Annotated in this window: 24 protein-coding genes and 1 tRNA gene; 18 read left to right on the forward strand and 7 right to left on the reverse strand. The window is 53.9% G+C overall.

The genetic code is table 11. The features are described 5' to 3' along the window. The first annotated feature begins 128 nt into the window (after positions 1-128). Positions 129-204 (forward strand) — tRNA-Trp (locus V5P19_RS21035). 96 nt (positions 205-300) lie between these two features. Here the strand turns inward: V5P19_RS21035 and hdfR are convergent. After that, positions 301-1122 carry an HTH-type transcriptional regulator HdfR gene (gene hdfR / locus V5P19_RS21040; RefSeq protein WP_334407176.1) on the reverse strand — a complete coding sequence of 274 codons (822 nt, stop codon included), beginning with the start codon at positions 1120-1122 and terminating at the stop codon, positions 301-303. A gap of 118 nt (positions 1123-1240) precedes the next feature. Between hdfR and V5P19_RS21045 the strand changes: the two genes are divergently transcribed. Beyond that, positions 1241-1579 (forward strand): DUF413 domain-containing protein, encoded by a 339-nt coding sequence (locus V5P19_RS21045; protein ID WP_334407178.1) that lies wholly within the window; start codon positions 1241-1243, stop codon positions 1577-1579. A 32-nt stretch (positions 1580-1611) separates the two neighbouring features. On the opposite strand, the gene V5P19_RS21050 is transcribed toward V5P19_RS21045, so the two are convergent. Further along, complete coding sequence (locus V5P19_RS21050; RefSeq protein ID WP_334407180.1) at positions 1612-3132, reverse strand: YifB family Mg chelatase-like AAA ATPase; 1521 nt, start codon at positions 3130-3132, stop codon at positions 1612-1614. A 341-nt stretch (positions 3133-3473) separates the two neighbouring features. Here V5P19_RS21050 and ilvL point away from each other — a divergent pair, with 341 nt between their 5' ends. From ilvL to ilvA, 7 genes are all read left to right on the forward strand, one after another. Further along, positions 3474-3572: an ilv operon leader peptide gene (gene ilvL, locus V5P19_RS21055; RefSeq protein WP_001311244.1), complete on the forward strand. Its 99-nt coding sequence runs from the start codon at positions 3474-3476 to the stop codon at positions 3570-3572. A gap of 86 nt (positions 3573-3658) precedes the next feature. After that, positions 3659-3709, forward strand: a complete 51-nt coding sequence (gene ilvX / locus V5P19_RS24735) for a peptide IlvX (RefSeq protein ID WP_201405605.1) — start codon at positions 3659-3661, stop codon at positions 3707-3709. A gap of 2 nt (positions 3710-3711) precedes the next feature. Beyond that, the gene (ilvG, locus tag V5P19_RS21060; RefSeq protein ID WP_334407182.1) at positions 3712-5358 is read left to right on the forward strand and encodes an acetolactate synthase 2 catalytic subunit; all 1647 of its coding nucleotides are present in this window, start codon (positions 3712-3714) and stop codon (positions 5356-5358) included. Beyond that, positions 5355-5618, forward strand: a complete 264-nt coding sequence (gene ilvM, locus V5P19_RS21065) for an acetolactate synthase 2 small subunit (RefSeq protein ID WP_014072310.1) — start codon at positions 5355-5357, stop codon at positions 5616-5618. The genes ilvG and ilvM overlap by 4 nt, the downstream gene beginning before the upstream one ends. A gap of 18 nt (positions 5619-5636) precedes the next feature. Continuing rightward, positions 5637-6566: a branched-chain-amino-acid transaminase gene (gene ilvE / locus V5P19_RS21070; RefSeq protein WP_014885677.1), complete on the forward strand. Its 930-nt coding sequence runs from the start codon at positions 5637-5639 to the stop codon at positions 6564-6566. 61 nt (positions 6567-6627) lie between these two features. Further along, complete coding sequence (ilvD, locus tag V5P19_RS21075; protein ID WP_334407188.1) at positions 6628-8478, forward strand: dihydroxy-acid dehydratase; 1851 nt, start codon at positions 6628-6630, stop codon at positions 8476-8478. 2 nt (positions 8479-8480) lie between these two features. Continuing rightward, a complete protein-coding gene (gene ilvA, locus V5P19_RS21080; protein WP_334407312.1) occupies positions 8481-10025 on the forward strand; it encodes a threonine ammonia-lyase, biosynthetic in 1545 nt (514 codons plus the stop codon). Here ilvA and ilvY read toward each other — a convergent pair. Beyond that, positions 10022-10912, reverse strand: coding sequence for an HTH-type transcriptional activator IlvY (ilvY, locus tag V5P19_RS21085; protein ID WP_334407190.1), 891 nt, complete (start codon positions 10910-10912; stop codon positions 10022-10024). The genes ilvA and ilvY overlap by 4 nt on opposite strands. A gap of 152 nt (positions 10913-11064) precedes the next feature. Here ilvY and ilvC point away from each other — a divergent pair, with 152 nt between their 5' ends. Next, positions 11065-12540: a ketol-acid reductoisomerase gene (gene ilvC, locus V5P19_RS21090; RefSeq protein ID WP_334407192.1), complete on the forward strand. Its 1476-nt coding sequence runs from the start codon at positions 11065-11067 to the stop codon at positions 12538-12540. 51 nt (positions 12541-12591) lie between these two features. Here the strand turns inward: ilvC and ppiC (V5P19_RS21095) are convergent, their stop codons facing one another. Both ppiC (V5P19_RS21095) and ppiC (V5P19_RS21100) read right to left on the reverse strand, forming a co-directional pair. Next, a complete protein-coding gene (ppiC, locus tag V5P19_RS21095; RefSeq protein ID WP_330985226.1) occupies positions 12592-12873 on the reverse strand; it encodes a peptidylprolyl isomerase PpiC in 282 nt (93 codons plus the stop codon). 51 nt (positions 12874-12924) lie between these two features. Next, positions 12925-13206 (reverse strand): peptidylprolyl isomerase PpiC, encoded by a 282-nt coding sequence (gene ppiC / locus V5P19_RS21100; protein WP_334407199.1) that lies wholly within the window; start codon positions 13204-13206, stop codon positions 12925-12927. Between the two features lie 112 nt (positions 13207-13318). Here ppiC (V5P19_RS21100) and rep point away from each other — a divergent pair, with 112 nt between their 5' ends. After that, positions 13319-15343, forward strand: a complete 2025-nt coding sequence (gene rep / locus V5P19_RS21105; RefSeq protein ID WP_334407201.1) for a DNA helicase Rep — start codon at positions 13319-13321, stop codon at positions 15341-15343. A 48-nt stretch (positions 15344-15391) separates the two neighbouring features. Here rep and gppA read toward each other — a convergent pair whose 3' ends face one another. Together gppA and rhlB are read right to left on the reverse strand one after the other, a co-directional pair. Continuing rightward, positions 15392-16876: a guanosine-5'-triphosphate,3'-diphosphate diphosphatase gene (gene gppA / locus V5P19_RS21110; RefSeq protein ID WP_334407203.1), complete on the reverse strand. Its 1485-nt coding sequence runs from the start codon at positions 16874-16876 to the stop codon at positions 15392-15394. 6 nt (positions 16877-16882) lie between these two features. Then, complete coding sequence (gene rhlB, locus V5P19_RS21115; protein WP_334407205.1) at positions 16883-18148, reverse strand: ATP-dependent RNA helicase RhlB; 1266 nt, start codon at positions 18146-18148, stop codon at positions 16883-16885. A 144-nt stretch (positions 18149-18292) separates the two neighbouring features. Here rhlB and trxA point away from each other — a divergent pair, with 144 nt between their 5' ends. From trxA to rffC, 7 genes are all read left to right on the forward strand, one after another. Further along, positions 18293-18622, forward strand: a complete 330-nt coding sequence (trxA, locus tag V5P19_RS21120; RefSeq protein WP_006179218.1) for a thioredoxin TrxA — start codon at positions 18293-18295, stop codon at positions 18620-18622. Between the two features lie 341 nt (positions 18623-18963). Next, entirely contained in the window at positions 18964-20223 is a 1260-nt protein-coding gene (gene rho / locus V5P19_RS21125; RefSeq protein WP_001054528.1) for a transcription termination factor Rho, read from the forward strand. Positions 20224-20465: 242 nt separating this feature from the next. Beyond that, positions 20466-21569: a UDP-N-acetylglucosamine--undecaprenyl-phosphate N-acetylglucosaminephosphotransferase gene (wecA, locus tag V5P19_RS21130; RefSeq protein ID WP_334407207.1), complete on the forward strand. Its 1104-nt coding sequence runs from the start codon at positions 20466-20468 to the stop codon at positions 21567-21569. A gap of 13 nt (positions 21570-21582) precedes the next feature. Further along, a complete protein-coding gene (gene wzzE / locus V5P19_RS21135; protein WP_334407314.1) occupies positions 21583-22629 on the forward strand; it encodes an ECA polysaccharide chain length modulation protein in 1047 nt (348 codons plus the stop codon). Positions 22630-22685: 56 nt separating this feature from the next. Next, positions 22686-23816 (forward strand): non-hydrolyzing UDP-N-acetylglucosamine 2-epimerase, encoded by a 1131-nt coding sequence (wecB, locus tag V5P19_RS21140; RefSeq protein WP_334407209.1) that lies wholly within the window; start codon positions 22686-22688, stop codon positions 23814-23816. Then, a complete protein-coding gene (gene wecC / locus V5P19_RS21145) occupies positions 23813-25075 on the forward strand; it encodes a UDP-N-acetyl-D-mannosamine dehydrogenase (RefSeq protein WP_334407211.1) in 1263 nt (420 codons plus the stop codon). The genes wecB and wecC overlap by 4 nt, the downstream gene beginning before the upstream one ends. Beyond that, the gene (gene rffC, locus V5P19_RS21150) at positions 25072-25749 is read left to right on the forward strand and encodes a dTDP-4-amino-4,6-dideoxy-D-galactose acyltransferase (RefSeq protein ID WP_334407213.1); all 678 of its coding nucleotides are present in this window, start codon (positions 25072-25074) and stop codon (positions 25747-25749) included. Before wecC ends, rffC begins: the two co-directional genes overlap by 4 nt.

A 25749-nucleotide genomic window follows, 5' to 3' on the forward strand; every position in this document is an offset into this window, starting at 1 on the left:
AGCGGTAGTTCAGTCGGTTAGAATACCTGCCTGTCACGCAGGGGGTCGCGGGTTCGAGTCCCGTCCGTTCCGCCACTTATTAAGACATTAAGCCTGCCCTCCTGGCAGGCTTAATGGTAAGAAGATTTAGGGGCGTAGCTCAGTTGGTAGAGCACCGGTCTCCAAAACCGGGTGTCGCGAGTTCGAGTCTCTCCGCCCCTGCCATATAGAATCCTTTGCTTCGGCAAAGGATTTTTTTTGCCCGTAAGATAGTGCAAAACCTTCAGAACAAGAAGCCTGCATCCCTGCAGGCTTATCGCATTAGTCCATGACGTTGATTTTTAACAGATCTTTTATCTGGGATTGCTTGTCACTATTTTGCAGCCAAATCGCATATAGCGGTCTTGAAAGGGTGGTGGAGTCCGTCACGGTGTGCAAGCCAGGCTTATTATCTGCCCAACGAACAGGTAACCAAGTGCAACCCTTCAACAAGGCGAGTTGCTGACAGGCGATCTCAGCAGAACTTGTTGTAAGCTGCGGAACATCATCGGTGGAAATCAATCCAGCTTCATGCTGCTGAAAATCCGGGCCCCACTCCAGGCGCAGATAACTCAGGTCAGCTTTCATCATTGCAGGTTCAGAAGCGTAGAGTGCAAGACCAAACTGCCCAACAATTTGGCTGCTAAATTCGTCCATCTTGGGGGCTTCGGTTGTGATCAGGAGATCCAGCTGACGTTCATGCAATTGCTTAACAAGCGACTGACGTTGCGCAATCCTGGCTTCAAACTGGAGATGACTGTGTGAATGATAAAGTCGCGTAAGCCACTGACTTAGCATACATTCCCATAGTGATGCGCTGGCACCAATAGAGAACTCATTGTGCCTTGAGGTATGCGCCACCTCTTTACGCGCTGCCTGCCACGTGTTCATCAACGTTTCGGCGTACGGGAGAAGTTTCTCACCGGCTGGCGTCAAGCGGATATTGTTACGATGCCGTGTAAAAAGGTTCACACCCAATTGATTTTCCAGCTGTCGAATACGAAAACTGACCGCTGACTGCGTCAGGTAGAGGGCTTCCGCTGCTCGCCCAAAGTGGCGCGTTCTGCTCACTTCAAGGAAAGTTTTTAGCAATTCCGTATCCACATCTTTCTCCACAAAATTATTTGTCGTTATGATTTAAATGTTTTGTTTTACACTCTGTCAAGCGTAACTAATACTCCGCGCCATAAATAGCTCGGCCAAAGAATTAGGAGCGTGCAGGATGGCGGAAAGCTTTACGACGACTAATCGTTTTTTCGACAATAAACATTATCCGCGCGGGTTCTCTCGTCACGGCGATTTCACCATCAAAGAAGCTCAATTGCTTGAGCGCCATGGTTATGCCTTTAACGAGCTGGATCTGGGTAAGCGTGAACCAACCACCGAAGACGAAAAACAGTTTGTGTCTGTTTGCCGTGGTGAGCGTGAGCCGCAGTCTGAAGCTGAACGTGTATGGATCAAGTATATGGCTCGCATTAAGCGTCCTAAGCGTTTCCATACGCTGTCTGGCGGTAAGCCGCAGGTTGAAGGTGCTGAAGACTACACAGAGTCTGACGACTAAGATGATGGGAAAAGGGGCTACGGCCCCTTTTTTTACGCCAGTAATTTTTGCAAGTGCAGCAGTAAGCGATCGATCGCGCGATAGCTCAATGCCTCCTGAAGATGTTGCCTCTGAACGTCCGGGCATCCCTCCACATCGGCTATGGTTCTGGCCACCTTCAACAATCGTTGCCACGCGCGGATAGAAAGGCCAAAGCGTGATAGCGTCTCTTCAAGCCAAACCGCATCCTCCGTCTTGAGAAAACAAAACTGGCGTATCCCCGCGTTATCCAGCCGTGCATTCAGACAGTTTTGGCGGGCAAACTGCCGCGCCTGTGCACTCATGACGCGCTCCCGCACTTCCAGTGACCTTTCTCCCTTTATGCCTGTTTGCCTGAGAAGACCCGGCGGGGGCAGAGGGATTTCCAGAGATAAATCGAAACGGTCAAGAAAGGGGCCAGAAAGTTTCCCCAGATAACGCAGTGTTTGTTCAGGGGTACAGCGGTTATGGCTACCCTGATAGTGCCCTGTTGGGCTGGGGTTCATCGCCGCGATGAGCTGAAACTGTGCGGGATAGCTTATTTTGGCGCGCGTACGTGAGATATGGATCTCGCCGGACTCAATAGGCTCTCTTAAAGCATCCAGCACGCGGCGCTCAAACTCAGGCAGTTCATCGAGAAAAAGAGTGCCATTGTGCGCCAGAGAAATCTCTCCCGGACCGGGTATGGATCCACCGCCCACCATTGCTGTGAGTGAGGCACTGTGGTGTGGAGAACGAAAAGGGCGACGGCGCCACTGCTTTTGCAGTGATGTTGAGCTGACCAGGCTATAAATAGCAGCGCTCTCCAACGCTTCGAGATTATTGAGTGGAGGAAGCAAACCGCTAAGCCTACTCGCCAGCATGGTTTTACCCGTACCCGGTGGACCAATCAGCAACAGATTATGGCCGCCCGCGGCAGTGATCTCTAACGCTCGTTTCCCCTGCTCCTGTCCCATAATATCGCTAAGATCTTCCGTGTTATCCGGCAGGGTCTCATCGCTCTCTTCCGGCTCCGCCAGCTCATGCCGACCTTCAAGATACGCACAGACCTCCTGTAAGTGCCCGGCTATCAGGCACCCTTTCTCTGCAATAAGGCTCACTTCTGAGGCATTTTCATTGGCCACAATAATTTGTCGACCCGCATGAATTGCTTCCAGCGCGCCAGAGATAGCGCCAGGAACGCCTCTTAACACGCCTGTCAGCGCCAGTTCACCGATAAACTCGTACGAGCCTAGCCTGGGTGCCTTAAGCTGCTCAGAGGCGGCGAGAAGCGCGATAGCGATAGGTAAATCATATCGTCCTCCCTCTTTCGGTAAATCTGCAGGTGCAAGATTGATGGTGATCTTCTTCGCAGGGAAAATATAACCGCTATTGATAATCGCACTGCGTACGCGGTCCCTCGCTTCTTTGACCGTCGTTTCGGGTAAGCCAACAAGGGTAAGTCCGGGAAGTCCATTACTCAGATGAACCTCCACAGAGATAAGCGGCGCTTTCACCCCAAAAGCCGCACGCGTGTAAACAACTGATAGTGACATTGGCACCACCTCCTGTCGCGACTATGCCAGCGTCAAAGTCTTATGTTTAGCCTCTGTTCCTCAACTTACGATACCTGTTCATGATTTTTAGAAGCAAAATGCAATGTTTACGTGAGCGTGGAAACCGCCTCGCAAAAATGGATAGCGTTTCGTTTTGTCGCGAAAAGCGGGTAGAAAAAATGAAAAATATTCATTTTCTAATTTCCTCATATAAAACAACACTTTTTAGAAATATAATTTGCGTGCTATGCAAGTGTGCCATAAATAAATCTTGTGTTAGATTTGAAAACTGTGGTAACTCTTTAGGTATTCCTTCGAACAAGATGCAGAAAGAACTGAAAATGACAGCCCTTCTACGAGTGATTAGCCTGGTCGTGATTAGCGTGGTGGTGATTATTATCCCACCGTGCGGGGCTGCACTTGGACGAGGAAAGGCATAGAAATCAAGCCTTAACGAACTAAGACCCCCGCACCGAAAGGTCCGGGGGTTTTTTTATGACTAAAAAACTTAAATGAGGAGCAGAGAATGACAACTAGCATAAAATTCTGTTTCTCCAGATTTATGACGGGGAACTAACTATGAATGGGGCACAGTGGGTTGTACATGCGTTGCGCGTGCAGGGAGTCGAGACAGTCTTCGGTTATCCGGGTGGCGCGATCATGCCAATTTACGATGCGCTGTATGACGGCGGCGTAGAACACCTGTTGTGCAGACATGAGCAGGGGGCAGCAATGGCAGCTATTGGCTATGCGCGTGCCACGGGTAAAACCGGTGTCTGTATGGCAACGTCTGGCCCAGGCGCCACCAACCTGATCACCGGCCTGGCCGATGCATTGCTCGATTCTGTTCCCGTTGTCGCTATTACCGGCCAGGTGGCTTCTCCCTTCATCGGTACCGATGCCTTCCAGGAAGTGGATGTGCTCGGCTTGTCGCTGGCGTGCACCAAACACAGCTTCCTCGTTCAGTCTCTGGAAGAGCTGCCGCGCGTGATGGCCGAAGCTTTTGACGTGGCGAATTCTGGCCGTCCTGGCCCGGTTCTGGTTGATATCCCAAAAGATATTCAGGTTGCCCTGGGCGATCTGGAGCCGCATTTTTCCACTGTCGAAAACGACGACATCTTCCCACATGCCGAAGTGGAAGAGGCTCGCCAGATGCTGGCACAAGCGCAGAAGCCAATGCTTTACGTTGGCGGTGGCGTGGGTATGGCACAGGCGGTTCCAGCCCTGCGCGAATTTATCGCGGTAACGCAGATGCCAGCCACCTGCACGCTGAAAGGCCTGGGTGCGGTAGCGGCTGATTACCCTTACTATCTGGGCATGTTGGGTATGCACGGGACTAAAGCGGCCAACCTGGCGGTGCAGGAGTGTGATTTGTTGATTGCCGTCGGCGCCCGTTTTGACGATCGCGTTACCGGCAAATTAAACACCTTCGCACCGAACGCCAGGGTGATCCATATGGATATCGACCCGGCAGAGATGAACAAACTGCGTCAGGCGCATGTCGCGCTGCAGGGCGATCTCAACGCGTTATTACCGGCTTTACAGCAGCCTCTGGCGATAAACGAATGGCGTCAGCATACCGCCGATATGCGCACTGAACACGCATGGCGTTACGATCATCCGGGTGAAGCCATCTATGCGCCGCTGCTGTTGAAACAGTTGTCCGATCGTAAACCGGCCGACAGCGTGGTGACGACTGATGTGGGACAGCATCAGATGTGGTCAGCGCAGCACATGACTTACACCCGCCCGGAAAACTTCATCACCTCAAGCGGATTAGGGACGATGGGCTTCGGTTTGCCTGCGGCCGTAGGCGCTCAGGTTGCCCGACCGAACGATACGGTTATCTGTATCTCCGGTGACGGCTCCTTCATGATGAACGTTCAGGAGTTGGGCACCGTTAAGCGTAAGCAGTTACCGCTGAAAATCGTGTTGCTCGATAACCAGCGTTTAGGGATGGTTCGCCAGTGGCAACAGCTGTTCTTCCAGGAGCGTTACAGCGAAACAACCCTTACAGATAACCCCGATTTCCTCACCCTAGCCAGCGCCTTTGGCATCCCTGGCCAACATATTACCCGCAAAGACCAGGTTGAAGCTGCACTCGACACCATGCTGTCAAGCGAAGGCCCTTACCTGCTTCATGTCTCAATCGACGAGCTTGAGAACGTCTGGCCGTTGGTACCGCCTGGTGCCAGCAACTCACAAATGATGGAGAAATTATCATGATGCAACATCAGGTCGCCGTGCAGGCTCGCTTCAACCCGGAAACGTTAGAGCGCGTTTTGCGTGTGGTGCGTCATCGTGGTTTTCAGATTTGCTCTATGAATATGGAGACAGCCACTGACGCCCAAAACATCAGTATCGAATTAACCGTTGCCAGCGCGCGGTCGGTCGACTTACTGTTTAGTCAATTAACAAAACTGGTAGACGTTGCCCATGTTGCCATCTGCCAGAGCACAACCACATCACAACAAATCCGCGCTTAAGCGTGACAGGAAAAATAAATGACGACGAAAAAAGCTGATTACATTTGGTTCAATGGTGAGATGGTTCGTTGGGAGGACGCGAAAGTCCACGTGATGTCCCACGCGCTGCACTACGGTACGTCCGTATTTGAAGGCATCCGTTGCTACGATTCTCACAAAGGGCCAGTGGTGTTCCGTCATCGTGAACACATGCAGCGTCTGCATGATTCAGCCAAAATTTATCGTTTCCCGGTTTCTCAAAGCGTTGATGAGCTGATGGAAGCCTGCCGTGAAGTCATTCGTAAGAATAACCTGACCAGCGCCTACATTCGTCCGCTGGTGTTCGTGGGGGACGTGGGTATGGGGGTGAATCCGCCAGCCGGATATAACACCGACGTGATCATTGCCGCGTTCCCGTGGGGTGCCTACCTGGGTGCTGAAGCGCTGGAGCAGGGGATCGACGCAATGGTTTCTTCCTGGAATCGCGTAGCGCCGAACACCATACCAACGGCCGCAAAAGCGGGGGGTAACTACCTCTCCTCACTGTTGGTTGGCAGCGAAGCGCGCCGCCACGGCTATCAGGAAGGCATCGCGCTTGACGTGAATGGCTATATCTCTGAAGGTGCGGGTGAAAACCTGTTTGAAGTGAAAGATGGCATCCTGTTCACCCCGCCATTCACCTCTTCAGCACTGCCGGGCATTACCCGTGATGCCATCATCAAGCTGGCGAAAGATCTGGGTATCGAAGTGCGCGAGCAGGTTCTGTCCCGCGAGTCACTGTACCTGGCCGATGAAGTCTTCATGTCCGGTACGGCGGCTGAAATCACGCCAGTTCGTAGTGTAGATGGTATCCAGGTAGGTGAAGGGCGCTGTGGTCCGGTCACTAAGCGCATCCAGCAGGCATTCTTTGGCCTCTTTACCGGTGAAACGGAAGATAAATACGGCTGGTTGGATCAGGTAAATCACTAAGTATAAATTTGGGACGGCACGCACCGTCCCATTTAAATAGTCAGACGGGAGTAAATAAAGCATGCCTAAGTATCGTTCCGCCACCACCACCCACGGCCGTAACATGGCAGGTGCCCGCGCGCTGTGGCGCGCCACCGGGATGACCGACGCCGATTTCGGTAAGCCAATTATCGCCGTGGTGAACTCCTTCACTCAGTTTGTACCCGGCCACGTGCATCTGCGCGATCTCGGTAAGCTGGTTGCCGAGCAAATCGAAGCGTCCGGCGGTGTGGCGAAAGAGTTCAACACCATTGCAGTGGATGACGGTATCGCGATGGGTCACGGGGGCATGCTCTATTCACTGCCGTCGCGTGAGCTGATTGCCGACTCGGTGGAGTATATGGTGAATGCCCACTGCGCTGATGCAATGGTCTGTATCTCCAACTGTGACAAAATTACCCCGGGGATGCTGATGGCTTCCCTGCGCCTGAACATTCCGGTGATCTTCGTTTCGGGTGGCCCAATGGAAGCGGGTAAAACCAAGCTTTCCGACAAAATCATCAAGCTCGACCTGGTCGATGCGATGATCCAGGGTGCGGATCCGAAAGTCTCTGATGAGCAGAGCGATCAGGTTGAACGTTCCGCATGCCCGACCTGCGGATCCTGTTCAGGGATGTTCACCGCAAACTCGATGAACTGTCTGACCGAAGCGCTGGGCCTGTCTCAGCCGGGCAACGGCTCGCTGCTGGCAACCCATGCTGACCGTAAACAGCTGTTCCTCAATGCCGGTAAACGCATCGTTGAGCTGACTAAACGCTACTACGAGCAGGACGATGCAAGCGCACTGCCGCGCAATATCGCCTGCAAAGCCGCGTTTGAAAATGCCATGACTCTGGATATCGCCATGGGCGGCTCCACCAATACCGTTCTGCACCTGTTGGCCGCCGCGCAGGAAGCCGAAATCGACTTCACCATGAGCGATATCGACAAGCTGTCCCGCAAAGTGCCGCAGCTGTGTAAAGTCGCGCCGAGTACCCAGAAATATCATATGGAAGACGTACACCGTGCGGGTGGCGTGTTAGGTATTCTGGGCGAGCTGGATCGTGCCGGGTTGCTGAATCGTGACGTGAAAAACGTGCTCGGCCTGACGCTGCCGCAGTCGCTGGATCAGTATGATGTCATGCTGACCAAAGACGAGGCGGTGAAAAAAATGTTCCGCGCGGGTCCTGCGGGCATTCGTACTACCCAGGCATTCTCACAGGATTGTCGCTGGGATACCCTGGATGACGATCGCGCCGAAGGCTGTATCCGCTCTCTGGAAAACGCTTACAGCAAAGACGGTGGTCTGGCCGTGCTGTACGGTAACTTCGCGGAAAATGGCTGCATTGTGAAAACCGCAGGCGTCGATGACAGCATTCTCAAATTCACGGGGCCGGCAAAAGTGTACGAAAGCCAGGACGACGCCGTTGAAGCCATCCTCGGTGGCAAAGTGGTTGCCGGGGATGTGGTCGTGATCCGCTACGAGGGGCCGAAAGGCGGTCCGGGCATGCAGGAGATGCTCTACCCAACGACCTTCCTGAAATCGATGGGCCTCGGTAAAGCCTGTGCGCTGATCACCGACGGTCGTTTCTCTGGCGGAACCTCGGGTCTGTCTATCGGCCACGTGTCACCAGAAGCGGCAAGCGGCGGCAACATCGCGATCATCGAAGATGGCGATCTGATTGAAATCGATATTCCAAACCGCGGCATTCAGCTGAAGCTGAGCGACCAGGACATTGCGGCCCGTCGTGAAGCACAAGAAGCGCGCGGTGATAAAGCCTGGACGCCGAAAGACCGTCAGCGTGAAGTCTCCTTCGCCCTGCGCGCTTACGCGAGTCTTGCCACCAGTGCAGATAAAGGCGCGGTGCGCGATAAATCTAAACTTGGGGGCTAATGATGGCCGAGTCACAACCCTTATCTGCCGCCCCTGAGGGGGCGGAATATCTCAGGGCGGTGCTACGTGCGCCGGTTTATGAAGCCGTGCAGGTCACTCCCCTGCAGAAAATGGAAAAGCTCTCTTCGCGCCTGGATAACGTGATTCTGGTGAAGCGTGAAGACAGGCAGCCGGTGCATAGCTTCAAGCTTCGCGGTGCTTACGCGATGATGGCCGGGTTGACCGATGAGCAAAAGGCACGCGGCGTGATTACCGCTTCTGCGGGTAACCATGCTCAGGGCGTGGCGTTCTCATCAGCGCGTCTGGGGCTAAAAGCGTTGATCGTCATGCCGGTCGCCACGGCAGATATTAAAGTCGATGCAGTGCGCGGCTTTGGCGGTGAAGTTCTCCTCCACGGTGCCAATTTTGACGAAGCGAAAGCCAAAGCGATTGAGCTGGCGCAGCAGCAAGGGTTCACCTGGGTGCCGCCGTTCGATCACCCGATGGTGATTGCCGGCCAGGGCACGCTGGCGCTGGAACTGCTGCAACAGGATGCCCATCTCGACCGCGTATTTGTGCCGGTCGGCGGTGGCGGCCTCGCGGCGGGCGTCGCGGTGCTGATCAAACAGCTGATGCCACAAATCAAAGTCATCGCCGTTGAAGCGGAAGATTCTGCCTGCCTGAAAGCGGCGCTGGACGCGGGTCATCCGGTTGACTTACCGCGCGTCGGGCTGTTTGCCGAAGGCGTGGCGGTGAAACGCATTGGCGATGAAACCTTCCGTCTTTGTCAGGAATATCTCGACGACATTATCACCGTCGACAGCGACGCCATCTGCGCGGCGATGAAAGATCTGTTTGAAGATGTTCGTGCGGTAGCGGAACCCTCCGGCGCGCTAGCGCTGGCGGGAATGAAGAAATACATCGCGCAGCACAACATTCGCGGCGAACGTCTGGCGCATGTGTTGTCCGGGGCTAACGTCAACTTCCACGGTTTGCGCTACGTTTCCGAGCGATGCGAGCTGGGTGAGCAGCGCGAAGCGTTGCTAGCGGTGACGATTCCGGAAGAGAAGGGCAGCTTCCTCAAGTTCTGCCAGCTGCTGGGCGGTCGTTCGGTGACGGAGTTCAACTACCGTTTTGCCGATGCCAAAGACGCCTGCATATTTGTCGGCGTACGCCTAAGCCGGGGGCTAGACGAGCGCAAGGAGATCCTGAGCTTGCTGCACGACGGTGGCTATAGCGTCGTGGATCTTTCCGACGATGAAATGGCAAAGCTGCACGTACGTTACATGGTGGGCGGACGACCGTCGAAGCCGCTTCAGGAACGCCTGTTCAGCTTCGAATTTCCGGAATCACCCGGCGCATTGCTGAAGTTTCTGCATACGCTGGGCACGCACTGGAACATTTCCCTGTTCCATTACCGCAGTCATGGTACCGACTACGGACGCGTGTTGGCGGCATTCGAGCTAGGGGAACATGAACCGGATTTCGAAACGCGGCTGAACGAGCTGGGCTATGACTGTCACGACGAAACCCATAACCCGGCGTTCAGGTTCTTCCTGGCGGGCTAGTGGTTCGGCAATATTTTCCAGAACGCATCAATAAGCGGCTCATGCAGCCGCTTTTTTTGTGCGCAGACGCCAAGCTCAAACGGGGTTTTCTCGTCGCTGCGTTCCAGAATCATCACGCGGTTACGCACCGGTTCGGGGCTGTTTTCCAGAACCACCTCCGGCAGCAGCGCGATACCACAGCCCAGTGCCACCATTGAGACCATCGCTTCATGGCCGCCAACCGTCGCGTAAATCGACGGGTTGCTGATTTTCTGACGGCGGAACCACAGTTCGATGCGGCGGCGAACCGGCCCCTGATCGGCCATGATAAACGGCACCGTCGACCAGTCGGGTTTTTCCACAGAGACTTGGTTACGCACCGGACAAGGCAGCGCCGGCGCAATCAATACCACCGCCAGGTTTTCGAGCATCGAGAACGCCACGGCGCCCGGCAGGGTCTCGGGCTTACCGGCAATCGCGAGATCGGCTTCGCCTGTCACCACTTTATTCATCGCATCAGCAGCATCGCCGGTGGTGAGTTTAATCTCGACCGAGGGATGCTCAGCACGGAAGCGATCGAGGATCGGCGGCAGATGGCTGTAGGCAGCGGTGACAGAGCAAAAAATATGAAGTTCACCGGAGAGCGACGGCCCTTGCTGATCGATGGTGTGACGCAGTTGCTGATACTGCAACAGGGTTTGCTGTGCAAAGACGCGGAGCTCTTCGCCCGCTTCCGTCAGGGTGACGGTGCGGTTGTCGCGCACAAACAGGGGCTGGCCGAGGTCTTCTTCAAGGCGCTGAATCTGGCGTGAAAGGGTGGAGGGGCTGACGTGCATTGCCCGGGCGCTGCGGCCAAAGTGACGGCTTTCGGCGAGATGCAGGAACAATTTCAGATCGCGTAAATCCACGGATTCCACTCTCCTTTTTTACATTGCAGATATTGCAACGTGACGTTGTGAATATATCAATTTCCGCAATAAATTTCCTGTTGTAATGTGGGTACATTCTCGCTGAAACGCGAACCGAACAATAAGACACACAACATCACGAGGTATCACCCATGGCTAACTACTTTAATACACTGAACTTGCGCCAGCAGCTGGCGCAGCTGGGCAAATGCCGCTTCATGGCGCGCGATGAATTTGCCGATGGCGCGAGCTACCTTCAGGGTAAAAAAGTGGTCATCATCGGCTGTGGCGCACAGGGTCTGAACCAGGGCCTGAACATGCGTGACTCCGGTCTGGATATCTCCTACGCGCTGCGTAAAGAAGCGATTGCCGAGAAGCGCGCTTCCTGGCGTAAAGCGACCGAAAACGGCTTCAAAGTAGGTACCTACGAAGAACTGATCCCGCAGGCGGATCTGGTTGTTAACCTGACGCCAGACAAACAGCACTCTGATGTTGTGCGTTCAGTACAGCCGCTGATGAAAGACGGCGCGGCGCTGGGTTACTCTCATGGCTTCAACATCGTTGAAGTGGGCGAGCAGATCCGTAAAGACATCACCGTTGTGATGGTGGCACCGAAGTGCCCAGGTACAGAAGTGCGTGAAGAGTACAAGCGTGGTTTTGGCGTACCGACCCTGATCGCCGTTCACCCGGAAAACGATCCGAAAGGCGAAGGGATGGCAATTGCCAAAGCATGGGCAGCGGCGACCGGCGGCCACCGTGCGGGTGTACTTGAATCTTCCTTCGTCGCTGAAGTGAAATCTGACCTGATGGGTGAGCAGACCATTCTGTGCGGCATGTTGCAGGCGGGCTCTCTGCTGTGCTTCGACAAACTGGTGGAAGAGGGGACTGACCCTGCATATGCAGAAAAACTGATTCAGTTCGGTTGGGAAACCATCACCGAAGCGCTGAAGCAGGGGGGGATTACGCTGATGATGGACCGCCTGTCCAACCCGGCTAAACTGCGTGCTTTCGCGCTGTCTGAACAGCTGAAAACTATCATGGCACCTCTGTTCCAGAAACACATGGACGACATCATTTCCGGTGAATTCTCCTCCGGTATGATGGCAGACTGGGCGAATGACGATAAAAACCTGCTGACCTGGCGTGAAGAGACCGGTAAAACCGCGTTCGAAACGGCGGCACAGTTTGACGGCAAAATCAGCGAGCAAGAGTACTTCGATAAAGGCGTGTTGATGATCGCAATGGTGAAAGCCGGTGTTGAGCTGGCATTCGAAACCATGGTGGATTCCGGCATCATCGAAGAATCGGCGTACTACGAATCACTGCATGAGCTGCCGCTGATCGCAAACACCATCGCGCGTAAGCGTCTGTACGAAATGAACGTGGTTATCTCTGATACCGCTGAGTACGGCAACTACCTGTTCTCTTACGCTTGCGTACCGCTGCTGAAAGAGTTCATGACGACCCTGCAGGCGGGCGACTTGGGCAAAGCAATTGCTGAAGGTGCAGTAGACAATGCACAGCTGCGTGATGTGAACGACGCCATCCGCAGTCACGAAATCGAGAAAATTGGCCAGAAACTGCGTGGCTACATGACCGATATGAAACGTATTGCTGTAGCGGGTTAATACCAACCGGCGTGAATATTCAAGGCCTTCTCTTCGAGAAGGCCTTGCTGTTTATTTCCGATACAGAACCTTGATGACGTGATAACCGAACTGCGTGTGCAATGGGCCGGTTGGCTCCAGCACCGGGCAAGAGAACACCAGTTTATCGAATGCTGGTACCATCTGACCCTGGCGGAATTCACCTAAGTCACCGCCACGTTTGCCTGACGGGCAAATGGAGTGCTTCTTCGCCAGCTTGCCGAAGTCGGCGCCGTTTTTAATCTGCTCCAGAAGATCCAGAGCCAGTTTCTCTTCTTTCACCAGAATATGCAGTGCTGCTGCTGTTTTTGCCATGATCGTGCCTTGAATGGGTTGAAAATTTATCGGGGCGCAATATACCACGCGTCAGCGGCGATATAGCACCTTAATGATATGGTAGCCAAACTTGGTTTTCACTGGGCCAAAAGGCTTGAGAAGCGGGCAGCTAAACACCGCCTGATCGAATGGCCCCACCATCGCACCCTGCTTAAACTCCCCTAAATCACCGCCATTACGTCCAGACGGGCACCTGGAGTAACGCTTAGCCAGATGGTCGAAGCTGATGCCGCGCTCAAGCTTGGTGAGGATCTCCTGGGCCAGTTTCTCTTCTTTTACCAGAATGTGCAGGGCTGCTGCGGTCTTTACCATGATTCGGTTCTCGGGATTAATCGCGTTTTCTTCACTTTATCATTAGCCGGTAAATCTGCGCCCGGCTTTCTGCTACAATCCATCCCCCGTTCGAAGATTGAGCAATATTCCCATGCGTTTAAACCCTGGACAACAACAAGCGGTCGAATTCGTTACTGGACCATGCCTGGTGCTGGCAGGGGCCGGTTCCGGTAAAACCCGCGTGATCACTAACAAAATCGCCCACCTGATCCGTGAATGTGGCTATCAGGCACGTCACATTGCGGCGGTCACCTTTACCAATAAAGCGGCGCGCGAGATGAAAGAGCGTGTCGGCCAGACGCTGGGACGCAAAGAGGCGCGTGGACTGATGATCTCCACTTTCCACACGTTGGGGCTGGATGTCATCAAACGTGAGTATGCCGCACTGGGGATGAAGTCTAACTTCTCGCTCTTCGATGACACAGACCAGGTGGCGTTGCTTAAAGAGCTCACCGAAGGGCTGATCGAAGATGACAAGGTGCTGCAGCAGCAGTTGATCTCGACGATCTCCAACTGGAAAAACGATCTGATGACGCCTTCCCAGGCGGCGGCGAGTGCCAAAGGCGAACGGGATCGGATCTTCGCCCACTGCTACGGTCTGTACGATGCGCATATGAAAGCCTGTAACGTGCTGGACTTCGACGATCTGATCCTGCTGCCCACGCTGCTGCTGCAACGAAACGAAGAGGTGCGCGAGCGCTGGCAGAATAAAATCCGCTACCTGCTGGTGGATGAATATCAGGACACTAACACCAGCCAGTACGAACTGGTGAAGCTGCTGGTGGGTAAACGGGCGCGTTTTACCGTGGTTGGCGATGACGACCAGTCCATCTACTCCTGGCGCGGCGCACGTCCGCAAAACCTGGTGCTGCTGAGTAAAGATTTTCCTGCACTGCAGGTGATTAAGCTGGAGCAGAACTATCGTTCATCGGGGCGTATTCTGAAAGCGGCGAACATCCTGATTGCCAATAACCCGCACGTGTTCGAAAAACGCCTGTTCTCTGAGCTCGGCTACGGTGCAGAGCTGAAAGTGCTCAGCGCCAACAATGAAGAACACGAAGCTGAGCGGGTCACCGGTGAACTTATCGCTCATCACTTCGTCAACAAAACCGAATACAAGGATTATGCGATCCTCTATCGCGGTAACCACCAGTCGCGCGTTTTTGAAAAGATGCTGATGCAGAACCGCATCCCGTATAAAATTTCTGGCGGCACCTCATTCTTCTCACGTCCTGAAATCAAAGACCTGCTGGCTTATCTGCGCGTGCTCACGAACCCGGATGACGACAGCGCGTTTCTGCGTATCGTGAATACACCGAAACGTGAAATAGGCCCGGCCACGCTACAAAAGCTGGGTGAATGGGCGATGACCCGCAATAAGAGCATGTTTACCGCCAGCTTCGACATGGGGCTGAGTCAGACGCTGAGCGGTCGGGGCTATGATGCGTTAACCCGTTTTACCCACTGGCTTGGCGAAGTGCAGCGCCTGGCAGAGCGTGAGCCGGTGGCGGCGGTGCGCGATCTGATACACGGCATCGATTATGAATCCTGGCTTTACGAAACCTCCGCCAGCCCGAAAGCGGCCGAGATGCGCATGAAAAACGTTAACCAGCTGTTCAGCTGGATGACCGAAATGCTGGAAGGTTCTGAAATTGACGAGCCGATGACCCTGACGCAGGTGGTCACACGCTTTACCCTGCGCGATATGATGGAGCGCGGAGAGAGCGAGGAAGAGGCCGATCAGGTCCAGCTGATGACGCTGCATGCCTCGAAAGGGCTGGAGTTCCCCTATGTCTATCTGGTGGGCATGGAAGAGGGGTTGCTACCGCACCAGAGCAGTATCGATGAAGATAACGTCGATGAAGAGCGTCGTCTGGCCTATGTGGGGATCACGCGCGCGCAGAAAGAGCTGATTTTTACGCTGTGCAAAGAGCGCAGGCAATACGGTGAACTGGTTCGCCCTGAGCCGAGCCGCTTCCTGCTGGAGCTACCGCAGGACGATCTGGTCTGGGAGCAGGAGCGCAAAGTGATTACCGCTGAAGAACGGATGCACAAAGGACAGGCTAACGTGGCGAATATTCGCGCGATGCTGGCAAAAGCCAAAGAAAAGGGATAAGACGTGTTGGCCCGGTAAGCGCAGCGCCACCGGGCAGTGTTCAAGGCGCTATTTTACTTCCAGAACCCAGTGCACATAGCTCTGCCACTGGCACTCCTGTTCGACCAGCTCTGCGCCGAGCGGATGGTTATCAAGCCATTTCTCCGGCAACGTCAGTGACAATTTCTCATCATTTGCAACCAGCGTAATCGCGGGTAGCAAATCATCCCGACGACGGCTGGCAAACAAAATGGCCAGGCGCAGCAGACGGCAAAGATGCTCGGCCACGCGGGGTGGTACGGCGTTTTGCTGATGTAAGGAAGAGAGGTCGACGGCGTTAGTCTGGTTCAGCAGCAGGGTGGCCAGCAGCTTTTTCTGCGCCGGGGTGAAGCCCGGCAAATCAAGATTGCGTACCAGCCAGGCCGCATGAAGCGGGGCCTGCTTATACTCCACGCTCAAACCAATTTCATGCAGTGCACACGCGCTTAACAGCAGATCGCGGCTTAACGGCTCAATATCCCAGCTGTTCTTCACCTGATCGGCAAACAGCGATGCCAGCTGCGCCACACGTCCTGCCTGATCGGTATCGACGATAAAGCGGCGCTGTACGTTACGCAGAGTACGGCTGCGGATATCCTGATCGACCGACAGATGCAGCATACCGTAGACAAGACCTTCGCGCAGCGCGCCGCCAGCGAGGGTCATACACTGGATGTTCAGTTCGGTGAAGATGGCAATCAGAATGGCAAGACCGCTCGGGAAAACCAGCGCCCGTTCGAGCGTCAGGCCTTCGATTTCAAGTTCTTCGAGACGGCCGCACTGAATAGCGCGTTGCTTAAGCTGCTGGAGCTTGGCAAGCGTAATTCGCTCGTCCATGCCTTGCGCCATCATGATTTCCTGCAGCGCCTGGACGGTTCCGGACGCGCCAACGCAGACTTTCCAGCCGTGATAACGCAGTTCGTCCATAACCGGGTGCAATACCTCACGGGCAGCTTTTTCTGCCTCGTCGAAGTTTTCTTGTGCCAGATTGCGGTCGGTAAAATAGCGCTCAAGCCAGGTAACGCAGCCCATCGACAGGCTAAATAATGAGGTTGCCTGCGCGCCTGTCCCGGTAACAAGTTCGGTACTGGCTCCGCCAATGTCGACTACAAGGCGACGATCGTCACCGCCAGTGGTATGCGCGACGCCCTGATAAATCAGACGGGCTTCTTCTTCACCGCTGATCACCTGAACCGGACAACCGAGAATTTCCTGCGCTTTGGCAATAAAATCCACGGCGTTTACTGCCAGGCGTAGGGTCGCTGTGGCAACAACGCGAATTTGCGTATGGGGGATATCCTGAAGACGTTCAGCAAAGAGGCGCAGACACTGCCAGCCCCGTTCCATCGCTTCAGGAGAGAGATGATTATCGCTGCTTAGGCCCGCCGCGAGGCGGACCTTGCGCTTAATGCGCGTCAGCGTTTGTATGCTTCCCGCCACCTCGCGCACAACCAGCATATGAAAACTATTCGAACCGAGATCAATTGCCGCATATAGCGAGGTGGAACTGAGCATATCTTCTTAACCTGAACGACGACGATTACGCGGCGCGCCGGAACGACGCGGGCCATTGCCGGAGCGAGGGCGTGTGAGGCGCTTAGGCGGCGGCAGTTCGCTTAATAGTGCTTCCGGGTTGTATTTGCTCTGCGGGATGGAGTGACCGATGTAGGTCTCAATGGCTGGAAGATTCAGCGCATACTCTTCACACGCAAGGCTAATAGAGTGACCGCTTGCACCTGCACGACCGGTACGACCGATACGGTGGACGTAGTCTTCGCAGTCATCCGGCAGATCGTAGTTGAACACGTGGGTAACGGCTGGAATATGCAGACCACGTGCTGCCACGTCGGTTGCAACCAGGATGTCCAGGTCGCCACGGGTAAATTCTTCAAGAATACGCAGGCGTTTTTTCTGTGCCACATCGCCGGTTAACAGGCCAACGCGATGTCCGTCTGCAGCCAGATGGCCCCAGATATCTTCACAGCGGTGCTTGGTGTTAGCGAAGATAATGGCGCGGTCTGGCCACTCTTCTTCGATCAGCGTTTGCAGCAGACGCATTTTCTCTTCATTGGATGGGTAGAAGAGTTCTTCTTTAATGCGGTGGCCCGTTTTCTGTTCCGGTTCCACTTCTACATATTCGGCGTTGTTCATCTGCTCGAACGCCAGCTCACGTACGCGGTAAGAAAGGGTTGCGGAGAACAGCATGTTCAGGCGCTGGTTAGTCGCAGGCATGCGACGGAACAGCCAACGAATGTCTTTGATGAAGCCGAGATCGTACATGCGGTCAGCTTCATCCAGCACCACAACCTGGATTGCGCCGAGGTTGATGTGATTCTGTTTTGCGTAGTCGATAAGACGGCCAGTGGTACCGATCAGGATATCCACACCGCTTTCCAGCACTTTCAGCTGTTTATCGTAGCCGTCGCCGCCGTAGGCCAGACCGAGCTTCAGTCCGGTCGTTTGCGCCAGAGGTTCAGCATCTGCGTGGATCTGTACCGCCAGTTCTCGCGTCGGGGCCATAATTAGCGCGCGCGGCTGGTTAACTTTGCGGTCTGCAATTGCTGGGTGAGAAAGTAAATAATGAAACGTTGACGTCAGAAACGCCATCGTTTTGCCAGTACCGGTTTGCGCCTGCCCTGCAACATCGCGACCAGCCAGCGTTAGCGGCAGGGCGAGGGCCTGAATGGGCGTGCAGTTATGAAACCCTTTATTTTCAAGGGCTTCGATCACTTGCGGATGCAGGGCGAAGTCGGAAAACTTCTGTTCTGTTAAATGTGTTTTGCTCATAGTGTGGTAGAATATCAGCTTACTATTGCTTTACGAAAGCGTATCCGGTGAAATAAAGTCAACCTTTAGTTGGTTAATGCGACATCAGCACGTCGTTGATGAAGGCGAAACCAACGTACCAGGCTTATTCCTGTGGAGTTATATATGAGCGATAAAATTATTCACCTGACTGACGACAGTTTTGACACGGACGTACTTAAAGCTGACGGGCTGATCCTCGTCGATTTCTGGGCTGAATGGTGTGGTCCTTGCAAAATGATCGCCCCGATTCTGGATGAGATCGCTGACGAATATCAGGGCAAACTGACCGTTGCCAAGCTGAACATCGACCAGAACCCGGGCACCGCGCCAAAATACGGCATCCGTGGCATTCCGACCCTGCTGCTGTTCAAAAACGGCGAAGTGGCAGCGACCAAAGTGGGCGCACTGTCCAAAGGTCAGCTGAAAGAGTTCCTGGACGCTAATCTGGCGTAAGGTTTCTCCGCTGAGCGTCCAGAGCGCCTATTTTATGTGGATCTCTGGACGCCCGGCTTTAGTCGTGCTAAGTTAGCTATGACTTCGTTTTAAACAAATCTTGTTGTTTGAATCTTGTTTTACCCGATACTTCCCGTTGTTGACATAAACAGTGCGTGAAGTTGCTAGATTCCGGGCTTGTCACTCAATCCGTCTTGTCGTTTCAGTTCTGCGTTCTTTCCCTGTGACCAGACAGCGAACAGACATGAGGTGATGGCCGCTAAACAGGCATGGATGACCCTGCCATACCATTCACAACATTAAGTTCGAGTATCACCCCGAGTTTAAGAACCCACACCATTATGAATCTTACCGAATTAAAGAACACGCCGGTTTCTGAGCTGATCACTCTCGGCGAAAATATGGGGCTGGAAAACCAGGCTCGTATGCGCAAGCAGGACATCATTTTCGCCATCCTGAAGCAGCACGCTAAGAGTGGCGAAGATATCTTTGGCGACGGTGTGCTGGAGATATTGCAAGACGGATTTGGTTTCCTCCGCTCTGCAGACAGCTCCTACCTCGCCGGCCCTGACGACATCTACGTATCCCCTAGCCAAATCCGCCGTTTCAACCTCCGCACTGGTGACACCATTTCAGGTAAGATTCGTCCTCCAAAAGAGGGTGAACGCTACTTTGCGCTGTTGAAAGTTAATGAAGTTAACTACGACAAACCAGAAAACTCGCGTAATAAGATCCTGTTCGAGAACTTAACGCCGCTGCACGCGAACTCTCGTCTGCGCATGGAGCGTGGCAACGGTTCTACCGAAGACTTAACGGCGCGTGTTCTGGATCTGGCGTCACCTATTGGCCGTGGTCAACGTGGTCTGATTGTGGCACCGCCAAAAGCGGGTAAAACCATGCTGCTGCAGAACATTGCGCAGAGCATTGCCTACAACCACCCTGACTGTGTGCTGATGGTACTGCTGATTGACGAACGTCCGGAAGAAGTAACCGAGATGCAGCGTCTGGTTAAAGGTGAAGTGGTTGCGTCTACCTTTGACGAACCCGCATCTCGTCACGTTCAGGTCGCGGAAATGGTTATCGAGAAGGCGAAACGCCTGGTTGAGCACAAGAAAGACGTGATCATCCTGCTCGACTCCATCACCCGTCTGGCGCGTGCCTACAACACCGTGGTACCGGCTTCCGGTAAAGTCCTGACCGGTGGTGTAGATGCTAACGCCCTGCATCGTCCTAAGCGTTTCTTCGGTGCTGCCCGTAACGTGGAAGAGGGCGGTAGCCTGACCATCATTGCAACCGCGTTGATTGACACCGGTTCTAAGATGGATGAAGTGATCTACGAAGAGTTTAAAGGTACAGGTAACATGGAACTGCACCTTTCTCGTAAGATTGCTGAAAAGCGCGTCTTCCCGGCTATCGATTACAACCGTTCCGGTACCCGTAAAGAAGAGCTGCTCACCACTCAGGAAGAGCTGCAGAAAATGTGGATCCTGCGCAAAATTATCCATCCAATGGGTGAAATCGACGCAATGGAGTTCCTCATCAATAAACTGGCGATGACGAAAACCAACGACGATTTCTTCGACATGATGAAGCGCTCGTAACGCAAATAATCCCAGCAAACGCCACGTTTTTACGTGGCGTTTTTCTTTTATGGCTTATACGCTATTAACACATACTCCCAATTCAGACCAGTCGGTGCGACAATAGGACCGTTTATACAACTAAAGAAATAATTGGTTGAAAAATATACAAAGGGAGTTGTAAGAGGCCACCTTTAATACTTCTGAGGCAGGGGCTTCATGGTTATACTTCCGGGACTAACTTTTGTTGAGAGCAATCCATTGTGAATCTACTCACTGCAGTTACTGAGCTGATCAGTATTTTTTTATTCACGACCTGTTTTTTGTTCATCGCGCGCAAGGTGGCAAAAAGAGTCGGGTTAGTGGACAAACCTAATTTTCGTAAACGCCATCAGGGGCTGATTCCTCTGGTTGGCGGCATTTCTGTTTACGCGGGTATCTGTTTCACGTTTGGCATTGCGGATTACTATATTCCGCATGCGGTGCTCTATCTGGCCTGCGCCGGTGTGCTGGTATTTATCGGCGCACTTGATGACCGCTTCGACATTGCTGTGAAAATTCGCGCCACTGTCCAGGCCGCCATTGGCGTGATTATGATGGTCGTGGGTGGATTGTATCTGAGAAGCCTTGGCTATGTATTTGGTCCCTGGGAGTTAGTACTGGGCCCATTTGGCTTTTTCCTGACATTATTTGCCGTCTGGGCGGCGATAAATGCTTTCAACATGGTCGATGGTATTGACGGCCTGCTTGGTGGACTGTCTTCTGTTTCGTTTGGCGCCATCGGGATCATTCTGTGGTTTGATGGTCAGTACAGTCTGTCAATGTGGTGTTTCGCCATGATTGCCGCCATCCTGCCTTATATACTCTTGAACCTTGGTGCTCTGGGTCGTCGCTATAAAGTCTTTATGGGTGATGCAGGCAGTACGCTGATTGGTTTTACCGTCATCTGGATTTTGCTCGAAACCACGCAGGGTAAAACTCACCCGATCAGCCCGGTCACGGCGCTGTGGATTATTGCCATTCCGTTGATGGATATGGTGGCGATTATGTATCGCCGTCTGCGTAAAGGAATGAGCCCGTTCTCTCCCGATCGCCAGCATATTCACCATCTCATCATGCGCGCAGGCTTTACTTCCCGACAGGCATTTGTCCTGATCACCCTCGCGGCAGCTATTTTGGCCGCTATTGGCGTGGCAGCAGAGTACGCTCATTTCATTCCTGAATGGGTAATGTTGGTATTATTCTTGCTAGCATTTTTCCTTTACGGCTACTGCATCAAGCGCGCATGGAAAGTCGCGCGATTCATAAAACGTGTAAAACGCAAGATGCGTCGTAACAGTGGCAAAAACACAACATTAACTAAGTAAAACCGGGACTATGATGACTCAACCGTTGGCGGGAGCGAAATCAGTGGTAACTGAGAATGAACTGGATATTCGGGGTTTGTTTCGCGTGTTATGGGCAGGCAAACTTTGGATTGCGGGGATCGCGCTGGGGTTCGCACTGTTAGCGCTTGCCTACACATTCTTTGCAAAACAAGAGTGGAGCGCAACGGCAATAACAGACAAACCAACGGTTAACATGCTGGGCGGCTACTATTCGCAGCAGCAGTTCCTGCGCAACCTGGACATCAAAGCCAATTTGGCTACACCTGACCAGGCGTCCGTCATGGACGAGGCCTATAAAGAGTTTGTGATGCAACTGGCTTCCTGGGATACGCGCCGCGATTTCTGGAACCAGACGGATTATTACAAGCAACGCATGGTCGGCAACAGTAAAGCCGATGCCGCGCTGCTGGATGACATGATTAACAACATCCAGTTTATGCCGGGTGATGTCCTGCGTAACGTTAACGACAGCGTCAAGCTGATTGCAGAAACTGCGCCGGATGCCAATAACCTGTTGCGCCAGTATGTGGCCTTTGCCAGCCAGCGTGCTGCTAGCCATCTGAATGATGAGCTAAAAGGCGCATGGGCGGCCCGCACCATCCAGATGAAAGCCCAGGTGAAGCGTCAGGAAGAGGTGGCGAAAGCCATTTTCGCTCGTCGTGTGCATAACATTGAGCAGGCGCTGAAAATTGCGGAACAGCGCAATATCTCCCGTAGCGAAACGGATGTTCCAGCAGATGAACTGCCAGATTCTGAAATGTTCCTTCTTGGTCGTCCAATGCTGCAGGCGCGTCTGGAAAACCTGCAGGCTGTAGGCCCAGATTTTGACCTCGATTACGACCAAAACCGTGCCATGCTCAACACGCTGAACGTCGGCCCAACCCTGGACCCGCGTTTTCAGACCTATCGTTATTTGAGAACGCCTGAAGAACCTGTAAAACGCGATTGTCCGCGTCGCGCATTCCTGATGATTATGTGGGGGATTGTGGGCGCACTGACTGGCGCAGGCGTGGCGTTAACGCGTCGTCGCACACACTAAGAACGCCGTCTACGATGAAGGCTACGGCCTTCATCGCCTAATCGAAGAGAATCGATGTGAAAGTACTTACCGTATTTGGCACCAGGCCGGAGGCCATCAAGATGGCGCCTCTGGTCCATGCGCTGGCCAGAGATCCTGATATTGAAGCGAAAGTCTGTGTGACCGCTCAGCACCGTGAGATGCTCGATCAGGTCTTGTCGCTCTTTTCTATCGTCCCGGATTACGATCTTAATATTATGAAACCGGGGCAAGGGTTGACTGAGATCACCTGCCGCATTCTGCAAGAGCTAAAACCGATCCTTGAGTCCTTTAAGCCCGATGTGGTTCTGGTACACGGCGACACCACCACTACCGTTGCAACCAGCCTGGCCGCGTTTTATCAACGCATTCCTGTTGGCCATGTTGAGGCGGGTTTGCGCACCGGTAACCTCTATTCTCCGTGGCCGGAAGAAGCTAACCGAACGCTCACCGGCCATCTGGCAATGTATCACTTTGCCCCCACGGAGAATTCGCGTCAGAACCTGCTGCGTGAAAATATCGCCGATAACAAAATCTTTGTGACCGGGAACACGGTGATTGATGCGCTGATTTGGGTCCGTGACCGTGTCCTGGCAAACGACGATATCCAGCGCGAACTTGCCGCGCGCTACCCGTTCCTGAACAACGGGAAAAAAACCATTCTGGTCACCGGTCATCGCCGTGAAAGCTTTGGCCGCGGATTCGAGCAAATCTGCCATGCGCTGGCTGAAATTGCTGCGCAAAATGAAGATGTACAAATTGTCTATCCGGTCCATCTCAATCCAAACGTCAGTGAGCCGGTCAATCGTATTCTTGGCCATGTCGACAACGTTCTGCTGATTGAGCCGCAGGATTACCTGCCGTTTGTCTGGCTGATGAACCATGCCTGGCTGATCCTCACCGATTCAGGTGGCATTCAGGAAGAGGCCCCTTCGCTTGGCAAGCCAGTGCTGGTGATGCGTGAGACCACGGAGCGTCCGGAGGCGGTTAAAGCCGGTACGGTGCGTTTGGTTGGTACCGATAAGCAACGTATCGTCGAAGAAGTCACGCGCCTGCTGCATGATGAGGAAGAGTATCAGGCAATGAGCCGGGCCCATAACCCGTATGGCGATGGGCAGTCTTGTGGCCGTATTTTGCACGCACTTAAACACAATCGGGTATCGCTATGAGTTTTACTACCATCTCTGTCGTCGGTCTTGGCTACATTGGTCTGCCTACTGCGGCGGCCTTTGCCTCTCGTCAAAAACAGGTTGTTGGCGTGGATATCAACGCGCGTGCGGTGGAGACCATTAACCGTGGCGAAATCCATATTGTGGAGCCGGATCTCGACCGCGTGGTCAAAGCGGCCGTTGAGGGAGGCTTCCTGCGCGCCAGCACCACGCCAGTCGAAGCGGATGCGTATCTGATTGCTGTTCCAACGCCGTTTAAAGGCGATCATGAGCCCGATATGGTCTACGTTGAGGCCGCCGCAAAATCACTCGCGCCTGTACTGAAAAAGGGGGCGCTGGTGATCCTCGAGTCGACCTCTCCCGTTGGGGCCACGGAACAGATGGCACAGTGGCTGGCAGAAGCCCGCCCTGATTTAAGCTTCCCGCAGCAGGCAGGCGAACAAGCTGATATCAATATCGCCTACTGCCCTGAGCGTGTGCTGCCGGGTCAGGTGATGGTCGAATTGATTAAAAACGACCGCGTGATCGGCGGTATGACCCCGGTCTGTTCTGAACGTGCCAGCGCGCTATACAAGATTTTCCTGGAAGGCGAATGCGTGGTGACCAACTCCCGCACCGCGGAGATGTGCAAATTAACGGAAAACAGCTTCCGTGACGTTAACATCGCTTTTGCAAACGAACTGTCGCTGATTTGCGCCGATCAGGGAATCAACGTCTGGGAGCTGATTAGCCTCGCTAACCGTCATCCACGCGTGAACATTCTCCAGCCAGGACCGGGCGTGGGTGGCCACTGTATCGCCGTCGACCCGTGGTTTATCGTGGCGCAAAATCCCGATCAGGCACGTCTGATCCGCACCGCGCGTGAAGTGAACGACAGCAAACCTCACTGGGTGCTCAATCAGGTAAAAGCCACGGTGGCGGATTGTCTGGCAGAGAGCGGCAAGCGCGCCAGCGAACTGAAAATTGCCTGTTTTGGCCTGGCCTTCAAACCGAATATTGACGATCTGCGTGAGAGCCCGGCGATGGAAATCGCGGAGATGATTGCCGAATGGCACAAGGGCGAAACGCGGGTGGTTGAGCCAAATATTCATGAGCTGCCGGCAAAACTGGCGGGACAGTGCACGCTTACCACGCTGGATGATGCGCTGGCGACGGCGGATGTTCTGGTATTGCTGGTGGATCATAAAGAGTTTAAAGCCACCCCGGCAGATGCTGTACGTCAGCAATACGTCATTGATACCAAAGGCGTGTGGCGTTGAGCGAGCTGAAAGGAGGGCTTGAGTCCCTTCAGTGGGAAAGCACCTTCTTCGGACGTCCATCAGCGATTGTTCGCCTGCGCGATGAAGCCCCCGTGCTTGCGGAGTCAGACTTCGCCGCCTGGTCTCGCGTTCAGGCCAAAATCCCGGCCGGGCGAACCGATTTGCTGGATGCACTCCAGCACCATGGATTTCAGCTGGTGGAAGGTGAGATCGATCTCGCCATTACGCTGACCCGGCATGATGCGCCTGGCGCAGAAGTTGCAGCGGAACAGGATATCCCGACGCTGCGGCAGATGGCGGCGCTGGCGTTTGCCCAAAGTCGCTTTCGTGCCCCCTGGTATGCGGCAGAGGACAGCGGTCGCTTTTACGCGCAATGGATAGAGAATGCGGTCAAAGGCACGTTTGACCACGTCTGTCTGGTTTTTCGCGCTGCTGATGGGCAGATTCAGGGCTTTGTCTCGCTTCGCAAGCTTAATGAGCACGACGCGCGTATCGGCTTATTAGCCGGGCGCGGAATGGGTGAGAAACTCATGCAGGCGGCGCTGCACTGGGCGCAACAGCAGCAGGTGTCAACGCTGCGAGTGGCAACCCAGATGGGTAACACCGCCGCGCTTAAACGATATATTGCGAGTGGTGCCAACATCGACGCCACCGCTTACTGGTTATACAGGTGA

The sequence above is a fragment of the Enterobacter sp. UNJFSC 003 genome (assembly GCF_036903355.1).
Classification (GTDB): Bacteria; Pseudomonadota; Gammaproteobacteria; order Enterobacterales; family Enterobacteriaceae; genus Enterobacter.